Genomic DNA, 22,448 nt, shown 5'->3' with positions numbered 1-22,448 from the left:
CGTGTGTCTCGTTCGGCTGGTGCCCATTCTTTCCGTCGTAGCCAAGAGATTCTTCGATGCCGTTCTCACGAAGATCGATTTCAACCCGTTGGCATCGGTTGCCGATTAGCCGCCAGCTACTTGTCTTGGTCAACGCGATCTTGATTGGCTTGGTCACGATCTTTCTCGTCGTCGATTATCGCATTCGCATGTCCCGCAGAATCAACGATAAACAGATCGCGCTGACCGAAGAAGCCGATGGAGGCGATGCGATTCAGGAGCTGGTTGACAACGTTTGTGCTCGAATGAACACCGACGATTCGCCCGGCCACCATATTGCTGCGGATTGGCGAGGGCTGTCGTACCAAGCCGTCTCGCACGGCCATCCATCCCCTTGGAAGCAAAAGGGCAGGGACGGCGTGGTACGTCATCACTTGCGTGAATCAGCCGCGACACCGCCCCCGCGTGACCGGATTGGTGGATTCTTTGTTGAGAGTGAGTTTTCCTCAACTCGTGCTTTGTCACAGCTAACGAATGACCGGAGCTTCGACTCCTTGTGATTTCAAGACAGCCAACCACTTCTGCGGTTCTGCGGCGATCTTCTTGGCGCATCCGGGGCAGCAGATGTAGATTGCTTTCCCGGCCGCGTTGACCTTGTAAGGTCCGCCCATCGCATCAAGCGGTTCGTCCATCACGGGGCATTTCTTTTGTGCCGCAATGAAGGGGGCGTCGGCAGCGACCACTTTAAAAATACCTTCTCGAACCTGTTCCGTTCCGGCGGGGACGGACGCTTGATCGCCGTTTCCATAGACCATGGCAAGATACTTCGCTGGTTCAGCTTGGACTTTCTTGATGCAGCCTTTGCAGCACAGATAGATCGGTTTGTTGCCGACCATCACCTTGATCGGTGTGCCCATGCCACCGAGCGGTTCGTCCATCACCGGGCAAGTCTTCTGAGCCGTGATGGCGGTGGCGTCGGCTTGGGTCGCTGTGGTGACGGTGATGTGCGGACGACCGGCGGCATAACTGCTGGGGTCGGATTTGATGGCGTCCACGCAGCCCGCACAGCAAACGTAGAGCGTCTGTCCGTCCACATCGACGGCCATGGGATCGCCCATACTGCCGAGCGTCTTGCCGCTGACGGGACAGATTTTTTGACGTGCAATCGCGGCGGCGGCCCGTTGTTGCTCGCTAGCGGGAACCGTTGCGACCTCGTTGAAGCTGATGACGTCGCCGCTGGAAACATTCATGCCGACCAACTGCACCTCAACATCGATTTGCCGGCCGGCAAGCTGCGAAAGATTCACCGGAGCCGTCAGAGCTCCTTTGCCATCGGGAAGCAAGTCGTAGCGATAGCGTTTCGCGTTGCCCTCGATACGCACCGAGACAGCGCCACGCCCCTGATCGACTGAGACCGACTTTCCATCGCGGTCGTAGACGAACATTCGCAGTCCGCCTTGTGAAATAATCGTTTCAATTTGCAGGTTACCGGTTTGTTTCAAGCTGCCGCCATGTGGACCCGCTTGTGTTGATTCGCGAGCCTTCGTCATACCGGGCATCGAGTGATTGTGTGTCGAATGGGGTGGCTGTGCGAATGAGGTCGTCGCTGAGATAGCGATCGAATATGCGGACAAAAGAAGAGCGCGTTTCATAGCTGATTCCGTTAAAGGTAGTGGTGTTGTTGTTTTGTTTGGATGCCCGAGGAAGTATTTCCTTCGCAGGCAAACGAACCGATTCATGCTGCCTTCATTGACTCCTCCTTTGGTATCGCTTCGGTATCTTCCCAAAGATCGTCTTGAAATCCAAATCGCATTTTCAACTCGAGATAGCCGCAGTACAGGGTCGGCACGATGAATGAGGTGAAGGGTTCGGCCAACATGCCACCGAACACCGGAATCGCCATCGCTCGGGCAACGTCAGCACCGCGGCCAGTTGCGATCAACACGGGAATCAATGCGGCGAGCGTCGTCACGGTCGTCATCATGCAAGGTCGAATGCGTTTCAGGCCTGCTTCGTAAACCGTGTTGCGAATGTCGTCGACCGATTCGACCTTTCGCTTCTTCAGCAGTTGATGAATGTACGTCGCCATCACCACGCCATCGTCGACCGCCAGTCCAAACAAGGCGATGAAGCCAACCCAGACTGCCGTGTTGAGTTCCACGCCCATCGTTGCGACTGCGATCATGCCGCCGGCAAACGCGACGGGAATACCTGAAAAAACGGCCAGCGAAATCGAGAAGTTGCGGAATTCCATGTAAATCAACAGTAGATTGATGCAGATCACCAATGGAATGATCCATGTCAAACGACGGTTCGCTTCGATCTGGTTTCGGAAACTGCCAACGGCTTCGAGGGAATAGCCGGTCGGAAGATCGAGTGAGGCGTCTTTGCGGTTGCTCCTGCCTCCTTTCTTCTCGCTCCTCACTCCTGATTGTGCTTCTCTCAGTTGTCGTTCGATTTCGTCAATTGATTCCAAATCCCCTTTCACGCCGTTAGTCATGAAAGAAACGTGGGCGACAAGCCGACCGTTTTCACTGTTGATCGCACCTGGCCCCCAGGTCGTTTCCAACTTTGCAAGTTCCTCCAACGGCACGACGGCCCCCGAATGCGTGACGACTGGCAAACGCTTCAACCCGTCGATTTGTTCGCGAAGATCGCGGTTGTATCGAAGCCGCACAGGGTATCGCTCGCGTCCTTCGACCGTCTTAATCAGGTTCATCCCGCCGAGCGCCGCTTCGATGGTCTGGTTCACCATCGCCGAACTCATTCCGTACCGTGAAGCCGCCTCACGATCGACTGAAAACTCGACGTAGGGTTTGCCAAGGACGATATCGGGATTAACCGTGCCGGCATTAATCAGCGGTGACTTTTTTAGCTCGGCGGCGACGTCCATCGCGGCTTCGGCCAGCGTGTCCAACTGGTCTCCGTAGACACGGATAGCCATCGGAGCCTTGATGCCAGACTGCAGCATCACGACGCGGCCTTCGATCGGTTGCAGTGCCGAGGCGGGCGTGACACCGGGCAACGTTGCGACGCGGTTGATTTCATCCCATACGTCACGTGCGGTGACCCCTTCTCGCCATTCGCGCTTGGGCTTGAGCATGACGTACGTTTCGACCATCGCCGCGGGCGCGGGATCAAGTGCCGACTCCACGCGACCGATCTTGCCGAGCACATCTTTGACTTCGGGAATCTGCCCGATCAGGACATCCTGTGTTTGCAACAACTGCATCGCCTGCGAGAAACTCGCCGCTGGGTACAGCGTAGGCATGTAGAACCAACTTCCTTCGTCCAACGCGATCCAGTCGTCACTTTGCAAACCGGTGAAGACGTGTTTGGCACTTACGTAGCCAGGAAAATCATTCAGCTCCGCACCGAAAAGGTTCGCAACCTTCTCGATTGGACGCAGCACGGTCGGCAACCCCGTATAGGCACCCACACCGACGACCAGCAGCACCAGTGGAAACGACAGTGCGAAGGCCTTGTGACGAAGAGCATGTCGCAGTCGCGCCGCGTAAATCCAGCGAACAAAGCGACTCGACGGAATCTCTTCGATGGGCCGAATTCGTTCTCGCATCAACTGCCATCCTCCAACGAGGCCGAGCACGGCTGCGACCGCGGTCACAATCCAAGTCTGCGTGCTAAAACGCTCGGCGAGCCGTGCCCCCCATAGGAAATGCGAAGCGAAACCGAGCAGTCCCGCCAGCGAAATACCGGCAATGAAAGCCGTGCTTTTACGACGCACATTGCTTCTCAGCATCAACCGGCACAAGGCAGGCACGATCGTTACCGCGGTGATCATCGCAGCGGCGATCGCGAATGATTTGGTGTAGGCCAGTGGCGAAAACAGTTTGTAGTCGCGACCGGTCAAAAAGAAGACCGGCAAAAAGCTGACGATGGTTGTCGCCACGGCGGTCACGACGGCGGGTGCAACCTCAACGGTTGATTCGTAGACAACCTCGGAGCGACGTAAGGAATGTCCGTTGAGGCTTGACAGTTGATCGTCAGACGTCTGACGATCAACTGTCGGCCCTGAACTCTCCACTCCTTTCTCCCAATCTGCTAAATGCTGATACACGTTCTCCGAAACGATGATCGCCATGTCGACCATCGTGCCGATCGCGATCGCAATCCCGGCCAGCGACATGATGTTCGCACCGACTCCGATCACTCGCATCGCGATGAATGACATCAGTACAGCTGCCGGCAAACAGATCGCAACGACAAAGCTACTGCGGATGTGCAAGAGGAACAGCAAAATAATGATCGCGGTGATGATGATCTCATCTCGCAACGCATGCGTCAAAGTTGCCATCGTTTCATCGATCAATCCACTTCGATCATAGACCCCGTGAATGGTGACACCTTGCAATGAAGGGGTAATCGCAGCGATCTTTTCTTTCACTCGGTCGATCACAACTCGCGGGTTCTCGCCATATCGCATCACGACCACACCACCAACGGCTTCGGCTCCGTTGTAATCCAACGCACCTCGGCGAAAGTCAGGACCGATCTGCACATTGGCGACATCACGAACGCGAACGGGAACGCCGTCGCGCTGCAAGATAACGGTGCTTTCGATGTCCTCGACCACGTAAAAGGGGACGGGGGTCTTTTGTCCTCCGTCGCCTTCGACTTCGCTCAAAAGACCCCCGTCCCCTTTTTCAGTCCTTCCGGAGCCAAGGAATCCCTTGCTGCGGACGATGAATTCCATGCCAGTCGTTTCAACCGTCTTGGCACCGACATCCAAGTTCGATCCCTTAATCGCCAGTACCAGCGCGTCCAGCGGCACGTTGTAAAACCGAAGCTTGTCGGGATCGACTTCGATCTGATATTGACGAACGTAGCCCCCAATCGAAGCGACTTCGCTGACGCCCTTCACCGCTTGCAATTCATACTTCACAACAAAGTCCTGCATGCTGCGAAGTTCGGCCAAACCCATGCCTTCGTCGGGTGGCTCTAGCGTGTAGTAGTAGACCTGCCCAAGTCCCGTCGCATCAGGACCAAGTTGAGGTACGACACCATCGGGCAACTGTGATGCAGCGCTGCCGAGTTGCTCAGAAACACGACTGCGTGCCCAATAGAAGTCGATCTTGTCTTCAAACGTAACCTGCACGAAACTGTAGCCAAACATGCTCTTGCCACGGACCGATTCGGCCCCCGGCACAGCAAGCAACGAAACGCTCAACGGATAGGTGACTTGGTCTTCAATGTCCTTGGGTGAGCGGCCTGGCCAAGGCGTCAACACGATGACTTGGTTTTCACCGATGTCGGGAATTGCGTCGATCGGAATCGACTTAAAACTCACCCAACCCGCGACGCTCAACGCAACGGTCAGCAACACCACCAGCCAGGGTTCTTTGACACAAAAGTGAATGAGGAGATTTAGCATTGCTGTCCTCCTCCTCGATTCTCGCTGTCGTCCCTTCGGGATTTGAGCTTGCCTTCACTTTGCAACCGAGGGCTTAAATGCCAAAACAGGAAGCCCCATCGGGCCGACAGCGAAACAGAATCCATTATCGCACCTCCACAGCAAGCGTCGCGACCAGCTCACCACACTTGAGCATCTCGCTGCCCCAATAGGGATTGGCGAGGTCATCATCCGCTTGCATCCAATCCCCACCGCCTCCAGGAACCATCGGGCAATACATGTGGTAAAGAGACCGTGCCGTTTTCGGGCCACGAGCAACCATGGCCGCCAGCAACATTGCGTGACTGACGCCGCGATAAGCTTCGCGAGCCGTTTCCAACGAGCCATCCATGCGTGAGGCCGCGCGGCGAGCGGTCGCGAATCGGCGTTGTGCTTCATCGGGAACGCCGACCGACATTTCCAGCTCGCGAAGTCCTTCCACCAACATGTTCAATGCGAAGGGCGGGGGCGTTTGGTCAGCTGCCATGGCACATTGAATTTCAAAGTAGGCGTCGTAGGTCCGGTCAAGCGTCTTGCCGGCGTCGGTCGCCAACAGAACGGGTTTGGATTCGGGAAGTTCAAGCGGTCCTGGCGAATAGCTGGGTGCCTTCGCTGGGTCCATCAACGACGGGTTGCCCGCAAGCTGCATTTGCGAGTCGATCAAGAAGTTGCCACCCGTCGCAACGGTCTCGCCAGCGGAAAGCCCTTCAACAATCACCGCTTCCGTACGATTCATCGGACCAACGGTGACTCGGCGAATCTCAAAACGTCCCGGCTCGGTTTCGACATAAATCACGCTGTTTTCGCCGGCCAGCAACACAGCGTCGCGTGGAACGGTGACGACTTGCTGCATCGGCAAGGGGTCCGCTGCGAATCCGAGTTGGGAGGTCGGGACGAGTGCCATTTCACACAACGGACAGGTCCCCGGTTCGTCGCGGATAACTTGTGGGTGCATCGGGCTGATGTATTTATTCGCGAGTGCCGGATCGTAAGCTTTGTCCATCGGAATTGCGGGAACCGTCACCCGAGCGGTGGCATAGTCACCCGGTCGTAGCTTGCCGTCGAAGTTCAGGATCTCGACGCGCACACGAACCGTTCGAGTTGTTGCATTGACCGTCGGATCAATGAAGGCAACGCGGCCGGTGAACACCTCGCCAGGCAACGACTGGATTTCCGCTTCAACCTGCTGACCGAATCGAACGGAGGATGCGTCGTCGGGGAACAGATCAAGCATCAACCATACGCTGCTCAGATCGGCGACTCGATACAACTTGTGACCGGTCTTCACGTAGTCGCCCTCGACGGCTGACTTTTCGATCACCGTCCCCCCCTGCGGTGACTTGATGCGGATCCGCGACATTGGTTTTCCGGACTGCCCTAACTGTTCGATCTGACTTTGCGTCATGCCTAGTTCGGCCAAGTTTTCGCGTGCCATCTTGTTCAGATCGCCACCAGAAATTTGAAAGCGTCCGATCTTGCCGTCATGGTTCATGCTCATGATGAACTCGGTCTGAGCGGTGTAGAGCTGCGGGCTGTAGATCAACGCCAGGTCGTCGCCCTCATTGACCGTGATGCCGGCATAATTGGCGTACATCTTCTCCAACCGGCCGTCGATGTATGCGCTAATCGTCGAGAGCCGACTTTCATCGAAGTCGATGGAGCCGATGGTGCGAATCGTGCGATTGACTTCTCCCCACTTCGACATTGCGGTTTGAATGCCAATGAGTCGACGAGCGGAGGATTCAATGGTGACCGAAATGCCATCGCCACCACCTCCGCCTGTCGCTTCGACCAACTCCATCGCACATACCGGGCAACGCCCCGGCTCCGTCGAGGGTGGCGTACACATCATCGGACAGATGTATCGTTTTTCTCCGCCACCCCCGGATTCTGCCGCGGCTTCGCCTTTTCCGCCAGTGAAGCCATCAGCGGTCAACCACTTCGTTCGTTGTGCCAGGCCTAGCAAGAAGAACACCAAGCCAACGACAATCACAACGGTCGCTGCGTGGACGCCGGTTCGCACGAGCCACCGCATTCCGCCGTGAGTCGCTTCTGTGGGGGCTCCGGTGGAAGTGGGCGCAGGTGTTGATTCATCCTCGCTTTGCGTATCGGCAGCCTCGTTCACGATTTCATGCGAGGTGTTCGGTTCAGCTTCATCGGGTTGACGAGGTTCATCCTGACTCATGGCAGTGCTCACGACGTTTGCCGGCAAACGAATGTGGTTCCATCCACAAATATCAGCTCATGAGGCGACTGGCCAACGATGCGATGGAGGGGATCGCATCATCGACCAGTCATTGCCTCCAGGCTGTGACCGGTTCATTGTTTAGGTGACGCGACTCAAATCGCGTGGGAATTGCATCTGGAAAAGGCTTCAGGAGGACGGAGCGCGCAGCATCAATCGCTTGAAAGCCAAATTGTTTTTTGAAGAACTGCAAGCGCGCAGCACTCCTAACGCAGCAGAATCAAATCCGCCAGATGCAAAGAAACCGCTGAGAGAAATGCGGTGAGTGACTGCCGATCGGCAATCGTGACATCGGGTCATCTGGAGAAATCGAAAACCCAGCATCCGATGCAACGTGATCCAAGTACGCAATCAAGACCCTTTCACGAAGCTGCGGGACAGGTATGCGATGAGGTGCCGGTACAAACGGTTCCGATCGAATGCCACACATGCACGATGACAACGCGACTTGGTCTTGAACCAACTCATCCACGTCGGAGCTCGGCGGCTCCGGCACGATAGCGGGGATTTCACCGAACAACTCGTCATACTTGGTTTGTTTGGATTCCTTGGTGCAGCAACCACTGGCGTCGTCCTTGGCACCACTACAGCAGCCACACAGCTCGAGATCCGATTTCACTTCACAACATTTGCAAGCGTGGCAGACCGTTTTGGCCTGACAACACGGACCTTGAGCACATGTTCCCCGCGCAGCCACGATCACCATCGGCTGAATCACCATTGCAGCGATCAGACAAAGATTAACGGCGATACGAATTAGGGGGGAGCTGCTCACTATGACGTTCCGAAAAAGATACCCATGCCCAGTATAGCAACTGTATCGGAAATTTGGCCGAAGAGTTCAACAGGAATTAACCGGTTAGGCAAACTATGCCAGTTCGATTATAGCTCATCAGGACTCCAGCGTCATGGATCGGCGATCTTTTCGACCCGGAACACCCCAAGCGAAACGTCTCCTACTGGCTGCATTGGTCGCCGCATCGGCGTCTGGTTGTGCCTCTCAGCGTCGTGTTCAGCTGGCACCAGGCTTTGCGAAGGAGACCGTGACGACTCCGACATCGGGCGTGATAAGCAACATCGAAGGGCAGCAAGTCCTTAGCGAGCCGGAAACAGCGGCGGTATTGCCCGTTGGCTACAACGACGGGGTGGTGGTGATCGCATCGCCGGCCCTCTTCGCTCAACCGCCCAAGGAAGACGAGGAACGAAGCTTTGGAGACTTCCTGCAGCTCGATCCGCCTGAAGTGAGTCAGGAGTCGGGAGTCGAGGATCGGGAGGTTGACGAGCAGGAAGTCGACGAATCGGATGTCGATAAAAAGGGAAAAAATGAAGCAAACGAGCCCCTAACTCTTGAGAACGACGATGAAGAGGAGGCAACTCCCAGCTCCTCACTTCCAGCTCCCTACTCCTCACTAACCCCCGGCCAACCTGTCGAGTACTTCGTTGCCGAAGCCCTGTCGCGGCACCCGAAGATCATGGCGGCCAGGCAGCGCGTCGCCGCCGCGAACAATGTGATCCCGCAAGTCAAAGCGTTGCCGGACCCGTCATTCAACAACACGTTCTGGCCCTTTCAAGACCAAGCCCTTCAAACCGCTGGTGGCCGAGTCGGCCACCAGATGTCGATCAATCAGGCAGTCCCCTATCCAAACAAATTGAAAACGAAAGCCGTCATCGCTAGTCGCGAGGTGCAAATCGTTCAAGCCGAAGTCGATGCGATCGAGCGAGAAATCACCGAGTCGGTACGTTTGGCTTACTACGAAGTGTGGTTCGCAACGCGAGCGATCAAGATTATTGAAGAAACAAAAGAGCTCGTCGCCGACCTGACTAAAGTTGCCGAAGCACGCTATCGTAGCGGCGGTTCGCAACAGGACGTCTTGCGTGCCCAACTTGAAACCGATCGACTCGACGATCAGCTCGTCACACTTCGCAAGCAAAAAATGCTTGCACAAGCGGATCTCGCTACGCTGCTTCAGCAGCCCGTGGCAATGATGCCGGAAGCCCGTGACGAGCTATCAACGACACCGATGCCGCAGCAAATCGAAGCGTTGATCGCTATGGCCGAGCAGTGCAATCCAAAACTTCGCGGACTTGCTTGGGAGATCCAGCGTGATCGCGACAGGCAGACTCTGGCCTGCTTGCAAAAATTCCCAGACTTCAACGTCGGCATCAATTGGAGTTTGATCAGTGACGACTACAAAGTGCTCAGTCCCGTCGCAAATGGCCATGACAACGTCAGCCTTAGCTTTGGTACCACCCTTCCAATCTGGCGAGACAAAATCAATGCAGGCATCCGCGAAGCTTCGCATCGAACCAGCAGCACGACCCGCCGTTGGGAAGCCGAACGCGACGACCTGTATGGAAAAATTCGCCGCCTGATCGTTCAAGCCGATGCCCTGAATGAGCAGCGTGACCTGTACAAAGACCGCATCATTCCGCGCACCGAAGACACGCTCAAACTTTCGATCGCTGACTACCGAGGCAAACGCACTGACTTCTTCACCTTGATCGAAACTTACCGCGAGCTGTTGATGTTCGAGACCCAAGTCGCCCGCATCGACGCCACCTTGGCAGGTACGGTTGCACAGCTCGATCGGACCGTGGGTTGCCCGTAGGGGTGGCTTCTCGTCACCACGACGTTAGGAGCTTCCGCAATGCCCGACGTGCTCGGTTTAACCTTGAACCGACCGTGCCTTCGGGGATGTTCAGCGTCTGAGCGATCTCTTGGTAGGACAAGCCGCTTTCCTCTTTAAGCATAAAGATGGCTCGTAGTTCGGGAGCAAGTTGAGCGAGGGCATGACACAACTCGAAGTCTTGTGTCGAAGTGGGCTTTTCTTCCTGAAACGTAATGATTGCTTTGCGTTCAGCAAGCACTGGCATGTTTATAGGAGGATCTCTGGCAATGCTAGTTCTTTCGCGCCGCGCGCAGCACCAAAATGTTCATTCGTGGATGATTGACATTGGTCGCTATGCGATTGCGTTCCTGAGTACGGCTGTCGTTATTTGGTTTCGCTGGCTATTGCAACCTTGGTTAAATGAGGAGTGCCCATTTAGCTTATTCTACTTGAGCGTTTTGTTGACCGCGTGGGTGGCAGGAAGCGGACCTGCTGTGCTTGCAATCACACTTGGAACATTGGCGGCAGCTCATTTCTTCATTGCTCCAGCTTCCAATTTGTGGATTGAAGGTGTGCCGGAGCTTGTGCAATTGGTGATTTATGTTGTTGTCAATTGCGTTGCAATTTTTCTTTTTGATCGCGCCGAACGTCAGCGAGTCTTAGCGGAAAACCGAGCTGCAGAGAATGTCCGTTTGGGGATGGACCTGCAACAAGCCGATAAACGCAAAGATGAGTTTTTAGCACTGTTAGCACACGAATTACGGAACCCACTGGCACCGATTCGGTCGAGCATGGCGCTGTTAGAGCGGAACGAAGATGCGCCAAAAACCGTGCGGCGTGTCAGAGAAGTTATCCATCGTCAAACGATGCATCTGATTCGTATCACGGACGATCTCTTAGAAGTCTCTCGTTTTTGTCGCGGGCACATTGAGTTGTTGGTTCAGCGATTTGATCTTCGGGCATCTGTCGATGATGCGATCGAAATGATCGAGAATGCGATGTCGGTAAAATCTCAACGGTTTCAATACTTGATTCCTGACACACCGATCTGGGTCAATGGTGATCAAGTTCGGCTTGCTCAATTGACTGCGAACCTGTTAGGAAACGCCTCGAAATACACCCCTGAGTCCGGCCGGATCACGCTCGTTCTTGAACGACATGACGATACCGCGTCGATTGCCATTAGCGATACCGGAATTGGATTTGCCGCTGACCACGCTGAGCGCATTTTCGAGCCTTTCGTACAAATTGACGCTAGCCGAACTCGAGAGTACGGCGGGTTGGGAGTGGGATTGACCATCGCCAAGCGTTTAGTTGACTTGCACGATGGAACACTGTCTGCCGAAAGCCGCGGACCGGGCTTGGGCAGTTGCTTTACCGTGACGTTACCCACCCTCAACGTTGGGGACGGCGATTGTGTCGGGGAAGATTTCTTGAACGGAGACGACGCCACGGAGAATCGCACTGGCCGTGAATGTTTCGTCGCAGCCAAACAACCCGTCTGCAAATTGCTCTTGGTCGACGATAATCTTGACGCATCGTTGATACTGCGAGACCTATTTTGTACCGAGGGCTATCAAGTTCAGCTGGCGCACGACGGCATCGAGGCGATCAGCAAGGCGATTGAGCAAAGCCCCGCCGTGATTGTGATGGACATTGGCTTGCCGGGAATGGATGGTTACGAAGTTGCTCGCAGAATGCGTCGTTCGAGGCAACTTTCCGAGGTCAAGTTGATTGCGCTAACAGGCTGGGGAAGTAGCCAAGGGCGCGAGTTGGCCGCACAAGCGGGATTTGATCTACATCTCGTGAAACCGATCGCTTTTCAATCCCTTCTTGAGAGTGTTCAGAGCATGCAAAGCCAAACCTATGAAACGACCCCATGCATTGCCGATTTGTAGCTTGTTTCACTTATGCGTTCTTAGCGAACTGTTCGTCCTTGATTCCTAGCCAACGAACTTGTCGCGGGTTTCTGGTTGTGGGACGTGCGACCGAAGCATCGCGAGTCGAATCAGCCGGTGGCAAGATTCAAAAGGGAAAAGTGTCGCTCGCTCCATACGGCTTCATGGTGTTGGCGGTGGACACCGAAAGCAATATATTCGGTGTACACTCGCAGGAGCAACCACGATGATTCTTAGTTTTTTCTTGGGATCGAGCGGGAAGCACTGTCGTAGCCGCACACCGGACCTCGTGATAACCGACATTCGGATGCCGGGAATGGAGGCCGCAAACAACGAAGGAATGGGGCCATCCAATGAAACAAAACGATAAGTCGTCTGGAAAACTGCTCGTTGGCAAAAAGAAGTGGTGGGTGCTCGGAGGTGTGTTGTCGCTTGCCATTGTCACCATTGGGGCGAGTTCCTTCCTTTGGTTGCCCCTACTGACCCGCGACGATCATGCCCCCATCGTTGCGGCGGGCGAATACAAACCGAACACTCTGGCGGCTCGATACAGCGTCCCGGACGACGAAATCGAAGTTGAAATTACGGAGGAGCTGATCCGCGCATTCGAGCTGTTTGCGAAGCAGGCAGAGGGAACGAACGAAGTGCTCAGGGCGACCGAGGCTCGGCTCGTCAAGGAGGACCCCCACCTTCGCCAAGCGTTGAGGGATCCGATGCAGACACCACTCCTCCCCGACTCCGGCTACCCGACGATTGAGCAGCGAGCAGCACAGTTTCTTCCGGTGGTCGAGTATTTGATGGCGGACTATGACAGCCGCCAGGGGGCGCAACCAAAGAATGACAGGCTTCGCGGTGCACTCGAGACAGAGTTGCGTCGACGTATTGCGAGGCAACTTCGACTTGAGTCTCAACAAACCATTTTGGACGAAGCCTACGCCAACGGCAACCGAGACCCACTTCTCCTGTACGGTCAAATCATCAGCGCTCCCAATAAGAGCGTCGAACGTCGTGCTGCGTACAAGCAAGCGGTTGACGCGATCGACGGTAAGCCAGCATGCGAGTTATTGAAGTTCGTCATCTATGCCCACTCGGCTCGCTACGATTTTGATGTGGACTATAGCGATATGGGCTTTCGAGTGATCGATGCTCACGCAGTGTTTTTCAGCATGATCGAGAAATTCGCTGACAAGCCCCCCTTCATGGAGTTCGTACTTCCTTACTTGAGTGGCTATGCTGCCATGGGCAACCGACACGCCGAAGGCGACTTTGCCCTCAAGATCGCGGAGCTACCTGAGGAAGATCTCCCGGTCTGGGTGCGGAATTATTTCGCGCACGGCGTGACCCATTATCTTGGAGGCAAGGTTTGGAACCTGAGGAATCTATGGCGGAACACAGAAAAGTTGCCGCCCGGTGTCGATAAAATCACAAGTCTGCGCGGGCAATTGCTGGTCCGAGCGTGGTGCGATCGTCCCAACTCGGTCCGATTGCTCACGAGATTGATCGAAGAGCAAAGCCTATGGGGTTCCACAGGGCGACCGAACCACCATTGGTTTCGCCTCGCCCTTCGCGTCGTATGCGATGATCCCGATGTTTACGAAACCTACCTGCGCCAGATGAAACCGGTCAATGTCGGGTCCGCGGACGACGCGATGCAAATCGCAGCGCTCTGTGCCAATTGCACACAGCAAGACACGGCGATCCCCTACTTCAGTACTTTCTTTTTGGACGGCGCGTTTTCGGAACGATCGTGGCAGACACCCGCCGACTCGGATCTTCAAATCTTGATGGTAGCATCCAAAGTTCTTGACTATCGCCGCACCATGGCATCCGCAGAAGCGAGAGGGGTTGTTGCAGCGGATTGCTTTACCGTCATCGCGAAGATTCTCTGGGATTGCGGACGCTATGAGGATGTTGCCTGGTTGCTCGAAAACGAGCCGGACAGCATGACTCCTGCGGCGTGTCGCTCCTACTTCCTCGACCTCGAACTACTTCGGTCCTTGTTGGCGGTCTATGACGATCGCACAAAATTGCTGTGTCAACAACTGCACCAACGCGTCTTGTCCCACGGCGAGCACCAGAACGCAACGGATTGGAAGCAAATCGGCCACGACCTGGAAGCCCTCGAGGAATTCGTCGACGATCAGGACAACCTCTTTGTCAAAACGGTGCGGCAATGCCATCAATGGGCTACGACCTTCCATCAAGGACAATGGGTTGATTTGGAGATCAACGAAGATCTTATCGGGTGGTTCGTTCGAGACTACGAGGTTGAGGAACGAGACGATGGATTCGTACTGTCCTCTTCAATCAAGAGCAGCGAGGACGTGCTCAGGCCGCGGCTCCATTTCCCCATGCCATTGGAACTCGAATTGGAAGTCGAGTTGCTCGACAGCGACACGCAAGACCCGTATGGCATCGCGTTGGTTGCGGGTCCGATGTTTCATGAAGACACGGTTGACACCGGTGGGCTGGGAATGATGGTACGATTCCAACCTGGCAGCTGGCGATTTGAGCTTACCCGCCCCCGTACGAATCAAGGCGGATCGGTCATTCAGGCTTTCAACACCGATGGCTCCTCGAAGGCCCAGATGCGAATGGAAGTCCGCCCCAGTGGTGTGGAGATCTTTGGGAATTTGGAATCCTTACGAACGGTCGAGGGCCCAACCGAACATGAGGGAATCATTCAAATTGGGCGATGGCGACAGGTGCAGTTGTTCTATTTGCCGGACGTTTCCGTCCGGTATCACGTCAAAAGATTCCGGGTGCGTCAGCTCTCCGATCCGGACGACGCTTAAACCTCCGCGGCCAAGCGGTTTCGTGTGAGGATGACCACGATAGAGGGTCAACGAGTGTTTTACTCGGTCGGCGCCGATGGCAAGGACGATCAAGCGAAACTGCAGTACGAGGCTGGAAGCCCCGATGGCCGCGGTGACGTCGTCTTCCGTTTAGGCAAGCGGGGTTAGAGCAATGCTGAACTAGCACTGGGAGATGTCCAACCCGCCTTGTAGTGTTTTTCGAAGCTTGCGTGTCAGGCCATAGCTTTGCTTGTTTCTTCGCTCTCGAAGGGGGAGAATGCGCACAACTCCAATGATTTGGGTTTCTCAAGATGAGTGACGTCACGCAAATCCTCAAGCAGATCGAAGAGGGCAACCCCTCATGGAATACCAAGCCGCTGCAGCGGAGTCGACACCTTCTTTCCGTACACATGCCTGGTTCGATTCGAAAGCCCAGGGCGAGGCTTTGTACGCTGGGCTACGAACCACGGCACACCACGAACCTTGACGAGGTCTTGCCAATGACATAGCGCCTAACCGCCAACCGCAAGATCCGCCCGGCGATCGACGTAGACCACGCCCCTCGTTGGACAAGGCAACGTCCCCACACGGCCCATTTTTGTGCTCGTGAGAACATGCCCGTTTGCCTGGTTGTGGCAAAGACCGGCAAGGCAGATGGACAAACCCAAAAACGTCTTTCCTCAATCGAAAAGGGTTCTCCATCATGTTCACCCCTCTCCTGCAATCAAAGCAACAACGTCGCAAGCTCCCTTCTCGCAAAGCGGCCGAATCGAAACGGCGTCTGCGAACGCGGCGTGCGAAAATCGAGACCCTCGAAGACCGTCGATTGTTGGCAGCCACCCCGATGACGCCAATGAACGATCTGATTCAGAATGGCAATAATCGACTGGAGCGGGTGATCGTTGTTTGGAACGACCATGTCGAGCAATCGCGCACCATGGCGGAGAACCAAGTCCGAGATCGAGGCGGCCGAATCTCCCATGTCTTCGAGCACGCAGTGAATGGATTCGCGGGCGAAATGTCAAGCGAAGCGGTGCAGTTATTGCGTGAAGATCCGCGAGTCAAGTATGTCGAACCCGATTTGCCGATGCAGGCCTTTGCTCAGATCGTGCCCACGGGTGTTGATCGAATTCAAGCCGACCTGAATTCAACCGCAAAGATCGACGGCACTAACCAGCTATTGGATGTTGACATTGCGATCATTGATTCAGGCATTGATATCGACCATCCAGATCTGAACGTCGCGGGCGGGTACAACGCCATTCTGGGTACGGACACTGGTTACGACGACGACAATGGTCATGGGACTCACGTTGCGGGAATCGCGGGAGCACTCGACAACAACATTGGCGTGGTGGGGGTCGCTCCTGGGGCTCGGCTGTGGGCCGTGAAAGTCTTGGACAGCAATACCAACGGTAACTTGTCGGACATTATCGAAGGGATCGAATGGGTCACAGCAAATGCGGATAAGATCGAGGTCGCCAACATGAGCCTCGGTGGTCTCGGTGTCAGCCAAGCCTACCATGACGCAATCAAAGAAAGCGTGGAGGCTGGCGTCGTCTATGTTGCCGCATCGGGTAATTCCTATCGCGACATCATTGGGACTGACTTTGACTTTGGCACTTCCGATGACACGATCCCAGCGGTGTACCCGGAAGTGGCCACGATCAGCGCGATCGCGGATACCGATGGGCAATCAGGAGGACATGGCGACAATACGAGCTATGGGAATTACCCGGATGACACCTACGCAGACTTCAGCAACTACAGCAATGATGAAGGTCCCGACTTCGGGCGCGTATCGTGGTACGACGACAACAACGTTGTCACGTCGCCCGGATTGGGTATTGACCTGATGATGCCAGGGGTGGACATCAATTCCACGTATATCGGCGGTGGTTATGCGGTCGGCAGCGGAACCAGTATGGCGGCGCCCCACGCAGCGGGTCTTGCGGCGCTCTACATTGCCAAGAATGGTCGAGCCACAGATGCCTCGGGAGTGTACGCCATTCGCCAGGCGATGATTGACGAGGCAATGGATTGGTACGGCGCCGAGGGGTTACAAATTCCCAATCCACCCTATCCCAACCCGGACAGTCCCGACAATCACGTTGAAAGACTGGGGTGGGCGGAAGACCATGATCCGTACCCTCGAATCACGGTGAATCCCACCGCGGGGTTGGTCACTTCGGAATCCGGCCAGACTGCGACATTTGACGTTGTCTTGGATACGATGCCGACGGCCGATGTTTCGTTTGATTTGTCATCGAGCGACACCACCGAAGGTACCGTCTCGGTATCAAGCATGACCTTTACCCCTGTCAATTGGGATGTGCCTCAAACGGTCACGGTCACGGGCGTGGACGACGTCGGAGTGGACGGCGACTGATGACTCGGCGACCACCGATGAGGATACGGCGGTCGTGATGAATGTTATCGCTAATGACTCTGATCCCGATGGGGACAGCCTGCTCGTGGATTCCATCGGCGTGGCTGCTCATGGAACAATTGCAAACAACGCAGATGGCACGATCACCTACACACCCGATGCCAACTATCACGGCAGCGACAGCTTCACCTACACGCTGGCCGATGGGAATGGCGGTGTTGATACGGGAACCGTCATGGTGAGTGTCACCCCGGTCAATGATGCACCCGTAGCAGTCGACGACGACTATGTTGTGGATCAAGACATGAGCCTTGTCGTACCAGCCAGTGGAGTGCTGGCCAATGACTCCGATGTTGATGCGGATACGCTAAGTGCCGCTATTGTCGGCGATCCAAGCCACGGCGACGTCTGGCTCGGCGAGGACGGATCCTTCACGTACACGCCCGAGGACGGTTTCTACGGTCAAGACAGCTTCACCTATCGCGTCCAGGACTCATCCCTGGTCTCTGATACTGCCACCGTGACGATCATGGTCAATCGAGTGAATAGCGTTCCGGTTGCCAACGATGATTCCTACGATGTGGACGAAGACCAGCCGATCAATGTGGCAACTCCTGGCGTCTTGGGAAACGACCGCGATGACGACGGTGACCCCATCACGGCAAACATCATCAGCGGTGTCTCACACGGTCAACTGAATCTGAATCAGGACGGTTCATTCAACTACACGCCCGAAGCGAACTTCGCTGGAACGGATAGTTTCAGCTACGTAGCCAACGACGGCTTTGGCAATTCCGATCAAGCGATCGTCACGCTGACCGTGAATTCTGTGAATGATGTTCCAACAGCAGAATCTCAATCGATTGTCTTGCCCGAGGACGATTCCAAACCCGTGACGTTGCAAGGCAGTGATCTAGATGGCGACACGCTGACCTACACAGTCACGATTGGACCAACTCATGGGACGCTCGCCGGAACGGCCCCGGCTCTGACCTACGAGCCAGCAGCCAACTACAGCGGGCTGGACAGTTTCACCTTCACGGTGAGCGATGGAATAGCGGAAAGCGCCGCAGCGACGGTCAGCATCAGCGTCACGTCGGTGAATGATGCTCCAATACTGAACCAGCCGATCGACGACCTGGACGTCACCGAGGATTCAGCCGATTCTGTGATTGATCTCACCGGCATGTTCAGCGATATCGACGCGAGTGATCTTGTTACTCTATCGGTCCAAGCCAATAGTAACAGCAGTCTGGTCACGGCGTCGTTGCTCGACAACGTCCTCACACTCGACTACCAGCCCGATCAGAACGGCACCGCAACGGTCACGATCCGTGGAACCGATGGCTCGGGAGCCTACGCCCAGGACAGTTTCCTCGTCACAGTGACAGCGGTCAACGATGCCCCCGTGGCGGTCGACGACTTGGCCAACACTCCGATGGACACACCTGTTGTGATTGATGTGCTGGACAACGATACCGATGTGGACGGTGAATCGCTTTCAATCGCAATTATTGGCAGCACCAACGGTACCGCCGTGGTCAACGAAAATGGCACGGTGAGCTTCACACCCTCTGCAAGTTTTTCTGGTCTAGCCAGCTTCACTTACACGCTGAATGACGGTGAGTTGGATTCCAACGTGGCTACGGTCACCATCGATGTTACGCCCATCGCGTCAGGTCCCAAACTTGCCCACGGCGTTGTTACAGGCGTTGGCAGCAGTGGCTGGACCACAGTGGTGCTCTCACATACCTACGACAACATGGTTGTGATCGCGACGCCCAACTACGACTCGAGCGACGCCCCAGGGGTCACCAGGATTCAGAATGCTTCGGGCAACCAATTCGACGTTCGTGTCGACTCGGCCGGTGGAGGCTCGCTCAGCGACGTTCGTGTGCACTACGTGGTGGTCGAAGCGGGCTTCTATGACGAACCAGGCTACAAGATGGAAGCCGTCACGTTCAACTCGACACGAACGGATGAGAACAATTCGTGGGTCGGTGAGTCTCGGAGCTACCTGCAATCGTACAGTCAGCCCGTGGTCCTCGGCCAAGTGATGTCCTATAACGATCCCGACTGGTCGGTCTTCTGGGCCAGTGGTAGCAGCCGCTCCGCAGCGCCAACAAGTAGCGCGTTGACCGTTGGCAAGCACGTCGGCGAGGACTCGGACAACACACGCTCCGACGAAACGCTCGGGTACATCGTTATCGAAACCAGCACCACCGGTACCGCTGAAATCGAAGGCCTTCGGTATGTGGCTGCCCTAGGTGGCGATTCGATCCGGGGAGTTGGAGATTCGCCTGCGTACAGCTACAGCTATCAGGCGATGCCGAATTCCAAAACAGCGGTCGCTAGCCAAGCAGCCATGGATGGTGGCAACGGAGGTTGGGCCGTTTTGTACGGAAACGACCCAATCACGCCGACTGGCAATACGATCAACTTCGCGATTGATGAAGACCAAGCTCGAGACACCGAACGCTATCACACAACGGAGCAGGTGGCCTACTTCATCATCGACCCACCTGTCGAGGAACTTCGTGCATCCGTTACTGCAATGGACGCAAGCGGCGACGGCCGGGTGACCTCAATGGATGCGTTATTGGTGATCAACCACCTCAACACGAATCGGTCGCATGACAACCCATCGCACTTGGATTTGAGCCAGGACGGAGCTGTGACACCGCTTGACGCACTGGTCACCATCAACCATCTCAATCAGCGAACTCGCAGCGCGATCCAAAGTCGTTCCCCGATCACCCCACAGGCCGTCGACCAATGGTGGGCCATGGATGACGAAGACGACAACGAAGGTTCGATGGATGAGGCGTTGCTCGACATCTTGATCTCCTAAACATCGACCCCGGTTTCCAGAGCAACCCCTGATACGCTAGACAGGAAACTGCGATAACGCAACGACGGCTCATTAAGGTGTCCGTTCGAGGCCGTCGTTTTGTAGAACACCTTCGGCGTACGGAATCGTTGCCCGCAACGTGAACCCAGGGTAAGCCGCTTCGCGTCGACCCTGGGCTGCGGAATCGAACGCCGTTGGCGTAAGAAACGAGCTTCGTACTGCGAGCCCATCTCGGCCGTATTCGTCAACCGAAGCGACCGAAAACGCCTTTACGAATGAAAAAGTGTGTCGAGCATGCAATGCATCGCGGCGGTTTCAACGAACACAACAGCCCGACCTATACTCGTGTCGCGCTGGTCGAAGCGGAACGGGTGCTGAAGCTAGTACAGGATCCATCTGCTCGTGAGGCAGCCGAGTCGCTACGTCAGATTGCCTGGCAGATGATCGCCAACAGTTTTCACCCCGTACTTTCATGGCGCCACCACCGATCATCCGAAGTGACTTCAACGCTTTGCGTCGATTGATGGAGTGAGAAGAGTCCGATGGGGTGTCGAAAGATCCAGGCTCTCGAACTTTTTTTTGGGAGTCGCCATTGACAACGAGGCTTGATTACATATCGTATATCGTAGATTAACGATATTGGAGACAAGCGAATGCAAAAGCCCAGCAAGAAACGATGTGATGCGACACCGGTGAAGCTGAAGGCTGATCCGACGGCGGAGGATTTTGCGCGTCTTGCTTGGGCGATCGCTCATCCGGCTCGCGTGCAAATCGTGCGGCTTCTGATCGGTCGTGAAGCTTGCGTTTGCGGCGAAATTGTTGATTGTTTGCCGCTCGCTCAATCGACCGTCTCACAGCACCTCAAAATTCTCAAAGAGTCGGGGCTGATCCAGGGCGAAGTCGATGGGCCGAAGGTCTGTTACTGCATCAACCCCGAGCGGCTGGTTCAGTTGAAGGCATTTGTCACCAACCTGTAATATTTTTTCCAACACGCCAATCGCATACCGGCGATAGACGATTTAGCTAGAAGGAACCGAAGCGATGGAAATGAATCACCCCAATACGTGCCCGACGGACAACCAGGGCATCGGCTTCTTTGAACGTTACCTCACCGTTTGGGTTGGCCTGTGCATCGTCGCCGGAATCGTGCTCGGCAAAATCGCACCGGGAATCGCAAAGTCACTTGACGGCATGGCGATTTACGTGAACGAGGCCCCCGTGGTTTCGATCCCGATCGCGGTCTGCCTGTTCTTCATGATGTATCCGATCATGGTCAAGATCGACTTCAGCGAAGTGGTGAAAGCCGGCAAAGCGATTCGGCCTGTTGGTTTAACCCTGTTTATCAACTGGGCCATCAAGCCGTTCACGATGTACGCGATCGCCAGTTTCTTTCTCGGCACACTCTTCCTTGGTTTCATTGGCCCCGACGCGGTCGACTATGTGAAGGCTCCGTTGGGGAGCAATCTTGAGGTGGGAGCGACCTACGGTGCTGGCGAGGTGGTGTTGGTTGAGGGCGTGAAGATGCTGCAGGTTCCGCTGTGGCGAAGCTACTTGGCCGGTTGCATTTTGCTCGGCATTGCACCCTGCACCGCAATGGTCTTGGTATGGGGATTTTTGGCGAAGGGAAATGACGGGCACACCTTGGTGATGGTCGCCATCAATTCACTGACGATGCTTGTTTTGTACGGTGTCTTGGGCGGGTTCCTACTGGGAGTCGGCCAACTGCCCGTTCCTTGGCAAGCGTTGCTGTTGTCGATCGGCATCTATGTCGCGTTGCCGTTGCTAGCCGGATACCTTTCGCGCAAGTGGTTAATCGCGACCAAGGGAGAAGCATGGTTTCGTGACAAGTTCTTGCATTTCTTGACGCCCGTTACGATCACAGCTCTGCTTGCAACGCTGGTGCTACTGTTTTCATTCAAAGGCGAAACGATCGTTGAAAACCCACTCACGATTCTGTGGATCGCCATTCCGTTGACGCTTCAGACGTTGGTGATCTTTGCTCTGGGCTACGTGATGAGCAAAGCGATGGGCTTTCGCTATGAATCGGCCGCTCCAACGGCGATGATCGGCGCGTCGAATCACTTTGAAGTGGCAATCGCGACGTCAACGATGTTGTACGGATTGTCGTCCGGCGCAGCACTGGCGACCGTCGTGGGCGTGTTGATTGAAGTACCCTTGATGTTGGGCTTGGTCAAGTTTTGCCTCAAGACGCAAGGTTGGTTTCCTGCCGGAACCAACGATACGAATAAACAGAGAGCCCCAAGCTAGCTTG

General features: G+C 55.4%; 17 protein-coding genes. 12 read left to right on the top strand and 5 right to left on the bottom strand.

The annotated features are described in order from the left end of the window. Positions 1-56: 56 nt before the first annotated feature. Entirely contained in the window at positions 57-539 is a 483-nt protein-coding gene (locus tag Poly41_RS04185; RefSeq protein ID WP_231615386.1) for a hypothetical protein, read from the top strand. On the opposite strand, the gene Poly41_RS34770 is transcribed toward Poly41_RS04185, so the two are convergent. The 4 genes from Poly41_RS34770 to Poly41_RS33815 all read right to left on the bottom strand — a co-directional run bounded on the left by Poly41_RS34770 (position 507) and on the right by Poly41_RS33815 (position 8,253). Then, positions 507-1,631, bottom strand: a complete 1,125-nt coding sequence (locus Poly41_RS34770; RefSeq protein ID WP_231615385.1) for an eL24 family ribosomal protein — start codon at positions 1,629-1,631, stop codon at positions 507-509. The genes Poly41_RS04185 and Poly41_RS34770 overlap by 33 nt on opposite strands. An 83-nt stretch (positions 1,632-1,714) precedes the next feature. Next, the gene (locus Poly41_RS04175) at positions 1,715-5,371 is read right to left on the bottom strand and encodes an efflux RND transporter permease subunit (RefSeq protein ID WP_146524608.1); all 3,657 of its coding nucleotides are present in this window, start codon (positions 5,369-5,371) and stop codon (positions 1,715-1,717) included. A gap of 124 nt (positions 5,372-5,495) precedes the next feature. After that, positions 5,496-7,574, bottom strand: a complete 2,079-nt coding sequence (locus Poly41_RS04170; RefSeq protein WP_146524607.1) for an efflux RND transporter periplasmic adaptor subunit — start codon at positions 7,572-7,574, stop codon at positions 5,496-5,498. Between the two features lie 280 nt (positions 7,575-7,854). Next, complete coding sequence (locus Poly41_RS33815; RefSeq protein WP_197231052.1) at positions 7,855-8,253, bottom strand: hypothetical protein; 399 nt, start codon at positions 8,251-8,253, stop codon at positions 7,855-7,857. A 289-nt stretch (positions 8,254-8,542) separates the two neighbouring features. Between Poly41_RS33815 and Poly41_RS04155 the strand changes: the two genes are divergently transcribed. Beyond that, on the top strand, positions 8,543-10,243 hold the full coding sequence (locus Poly41_RS04155) for a TolC family protein (RefSeq protein WP_146524605.1): 1,701 nt from the start codon (positions 8,543-8,545) through the stop codon (positions 10,241-10,243). A gap of 13 nt (positions 10,244-10,256) precedes the next feature. On the opposite strand, the gene Poly41_RS04150 is transcribed toward Poly41_RS04155, so the two are convergent. Then, a complete protein-coding gene (locus tag Poly41_RS04150; RefSeq protein WP_261344881.1) occupies positions 10,257-10,508 on the bottom strand; it encodes an RNA polymerase sigma factor in 252 nt (83 codons plus the stop codon). A 22-nt stretch (positions 10,509-10,530) separates the two neighbouring features. Here Poly41_RS04150 and Poly41_RS04145 point away from each other — a divergent pair, with 22 nt between their 5' ends. The 10 genes from Poly41_RS04145 (at position 10,531) to arsB (ending at position 22,444) form a co-directional block, all read left to right on the top strand. Then, positions 10,531-12,141 (top strand): ATP-binding response regulator, encoded by a 1,611-nt coding sequence (locus Poly41_RS04145; RefSeq protein WP_231615384.1) that lies wholly within the window; start codon positions 10,531-10,533, stop codon positions 12,139-12,141. A 226-nt stretch (positions 12,142-12,367) separates the two neighbouring features. Beyond that, positions 12,368-12,511: a hypothetical protein gene (locus Poly41_RS34765; RefSeq protein WP_231615383.1), complete on the top strand. Its 144-nt coding sequence runs from the start codon at positions 12,368-12,370 to the stop codon at positions 12,509-12,511. Next, positions 12,495-14,936 carry a hypothetical protein gene (locus Poly41_RS04140; protein ID WP_146524604.1) on the top strand — a complete coding sequence of 814 codons (2,442 nt, stop codon included), beginning with the start codon at positions 12,495-12,497 and terminating at the stop codon, positions 14,934-14,936. The genes Poly41_RS34765 and Poly41_RS04140 overlap by 17 nt, the downstream gene beginning before the upstream one ends. Before the next feature lie 30 nt (positions 14,937-14,966). Further along, positions 14,967-15,104 (top strand): hypothetical protein, encoded by a 138-nt coding sequence (locus Poly41_RS33810; RefSeq protein ID WP_197231051.1) that lies wholly within the window; start codon positions 14,967-14,969, stop codon positions 15,102-15,104. 143 nt (positions 15,105-15,247) lie between these two features. Beyond that, positions 15,248-15,445: a hypothetical protein gene (locus tag Poly41_RS04135; protein WP_146524603.1), complete on the top strand. Its 198-nt coding sequence runs from the start codon at positions 15,248-15,250 to the stop codon at positions 15,443-15,445. 194 nt (positions 15,446-15,639) lie between these two features. After that, entirely contained in the window at positions 15,640-17,325 is a 1,686-nt protein-coding gene (locus tag Poly41_RS04130) for a S8 family serine peptidase (protein ID WP_315853708.1), read from the top strand. Then, positions 17,267-20,176 (top strand): Ig-like domain-containing protein, encoded by a 2,910-nt coding sequence (locus Poly41_RS04125; RefSeq protein ID WP_146524602.1) that lies wholly within the window; start codon positions 17,267-17,269, stop codon positions 20,174-20,176. The genes Poly41_RS04130 and Poly41_RS04125 overlap by 59 nt, the downstream gene beginning before the upstream one ends. Positions 20,177-20,451: 275 nt before the next feature. Beyond that, a complete protein-coding gene (locus Poly41_RS04120) occupies positions 20,452-20,700 on the top strand; it encodes a hypothetical protein (RefSeq protein WP_146524601.1) in 249 nt (82 codons plus the stop codon). Between the two features lie 129 nt (positions 20,701-20,829). Continuing rightward, on the top strand, positions 20,830-21,153 hold the full coding sequence (locus Poly41_RS04115; protein ID WP_146524600.1) for an ArsR/SmtB family transcription factor: 324 nt from the start codon (positions 20,830-20,832) through the stop codon (positions 21,151-21,153). A gap of 70 nt (positions 21,154-21,223) precedes the next feature. Next, a complete protein-coding gene (arsB, locus tag Poly41_RS04110) occupies positions 21,224-22,444 on the top strand; it encodes an ACR3 family arsenite efflux transporter (RefSeq protein WP_146524980.1) in 1,221 nt (406 codons plus the stop codon). Positions 22,445-22,448 lie beyond the last annotated feature (4 nt).

The organism is Novipirellula artificiosorum (genome assembly GCF_007860135.1).
GTDB classification, from domain to species: domain Bacteria; phylum Planctomycetota; class Planctomycetia; order Pirellulales; family Pirellulaceae; genus Novipirellula_A; species Novipirellula_A artificiosorum.
Note: the sequence above shows the minus strand (reverse complement) of the source record. Positions and strands in the feature narration are given on the sequence as shown.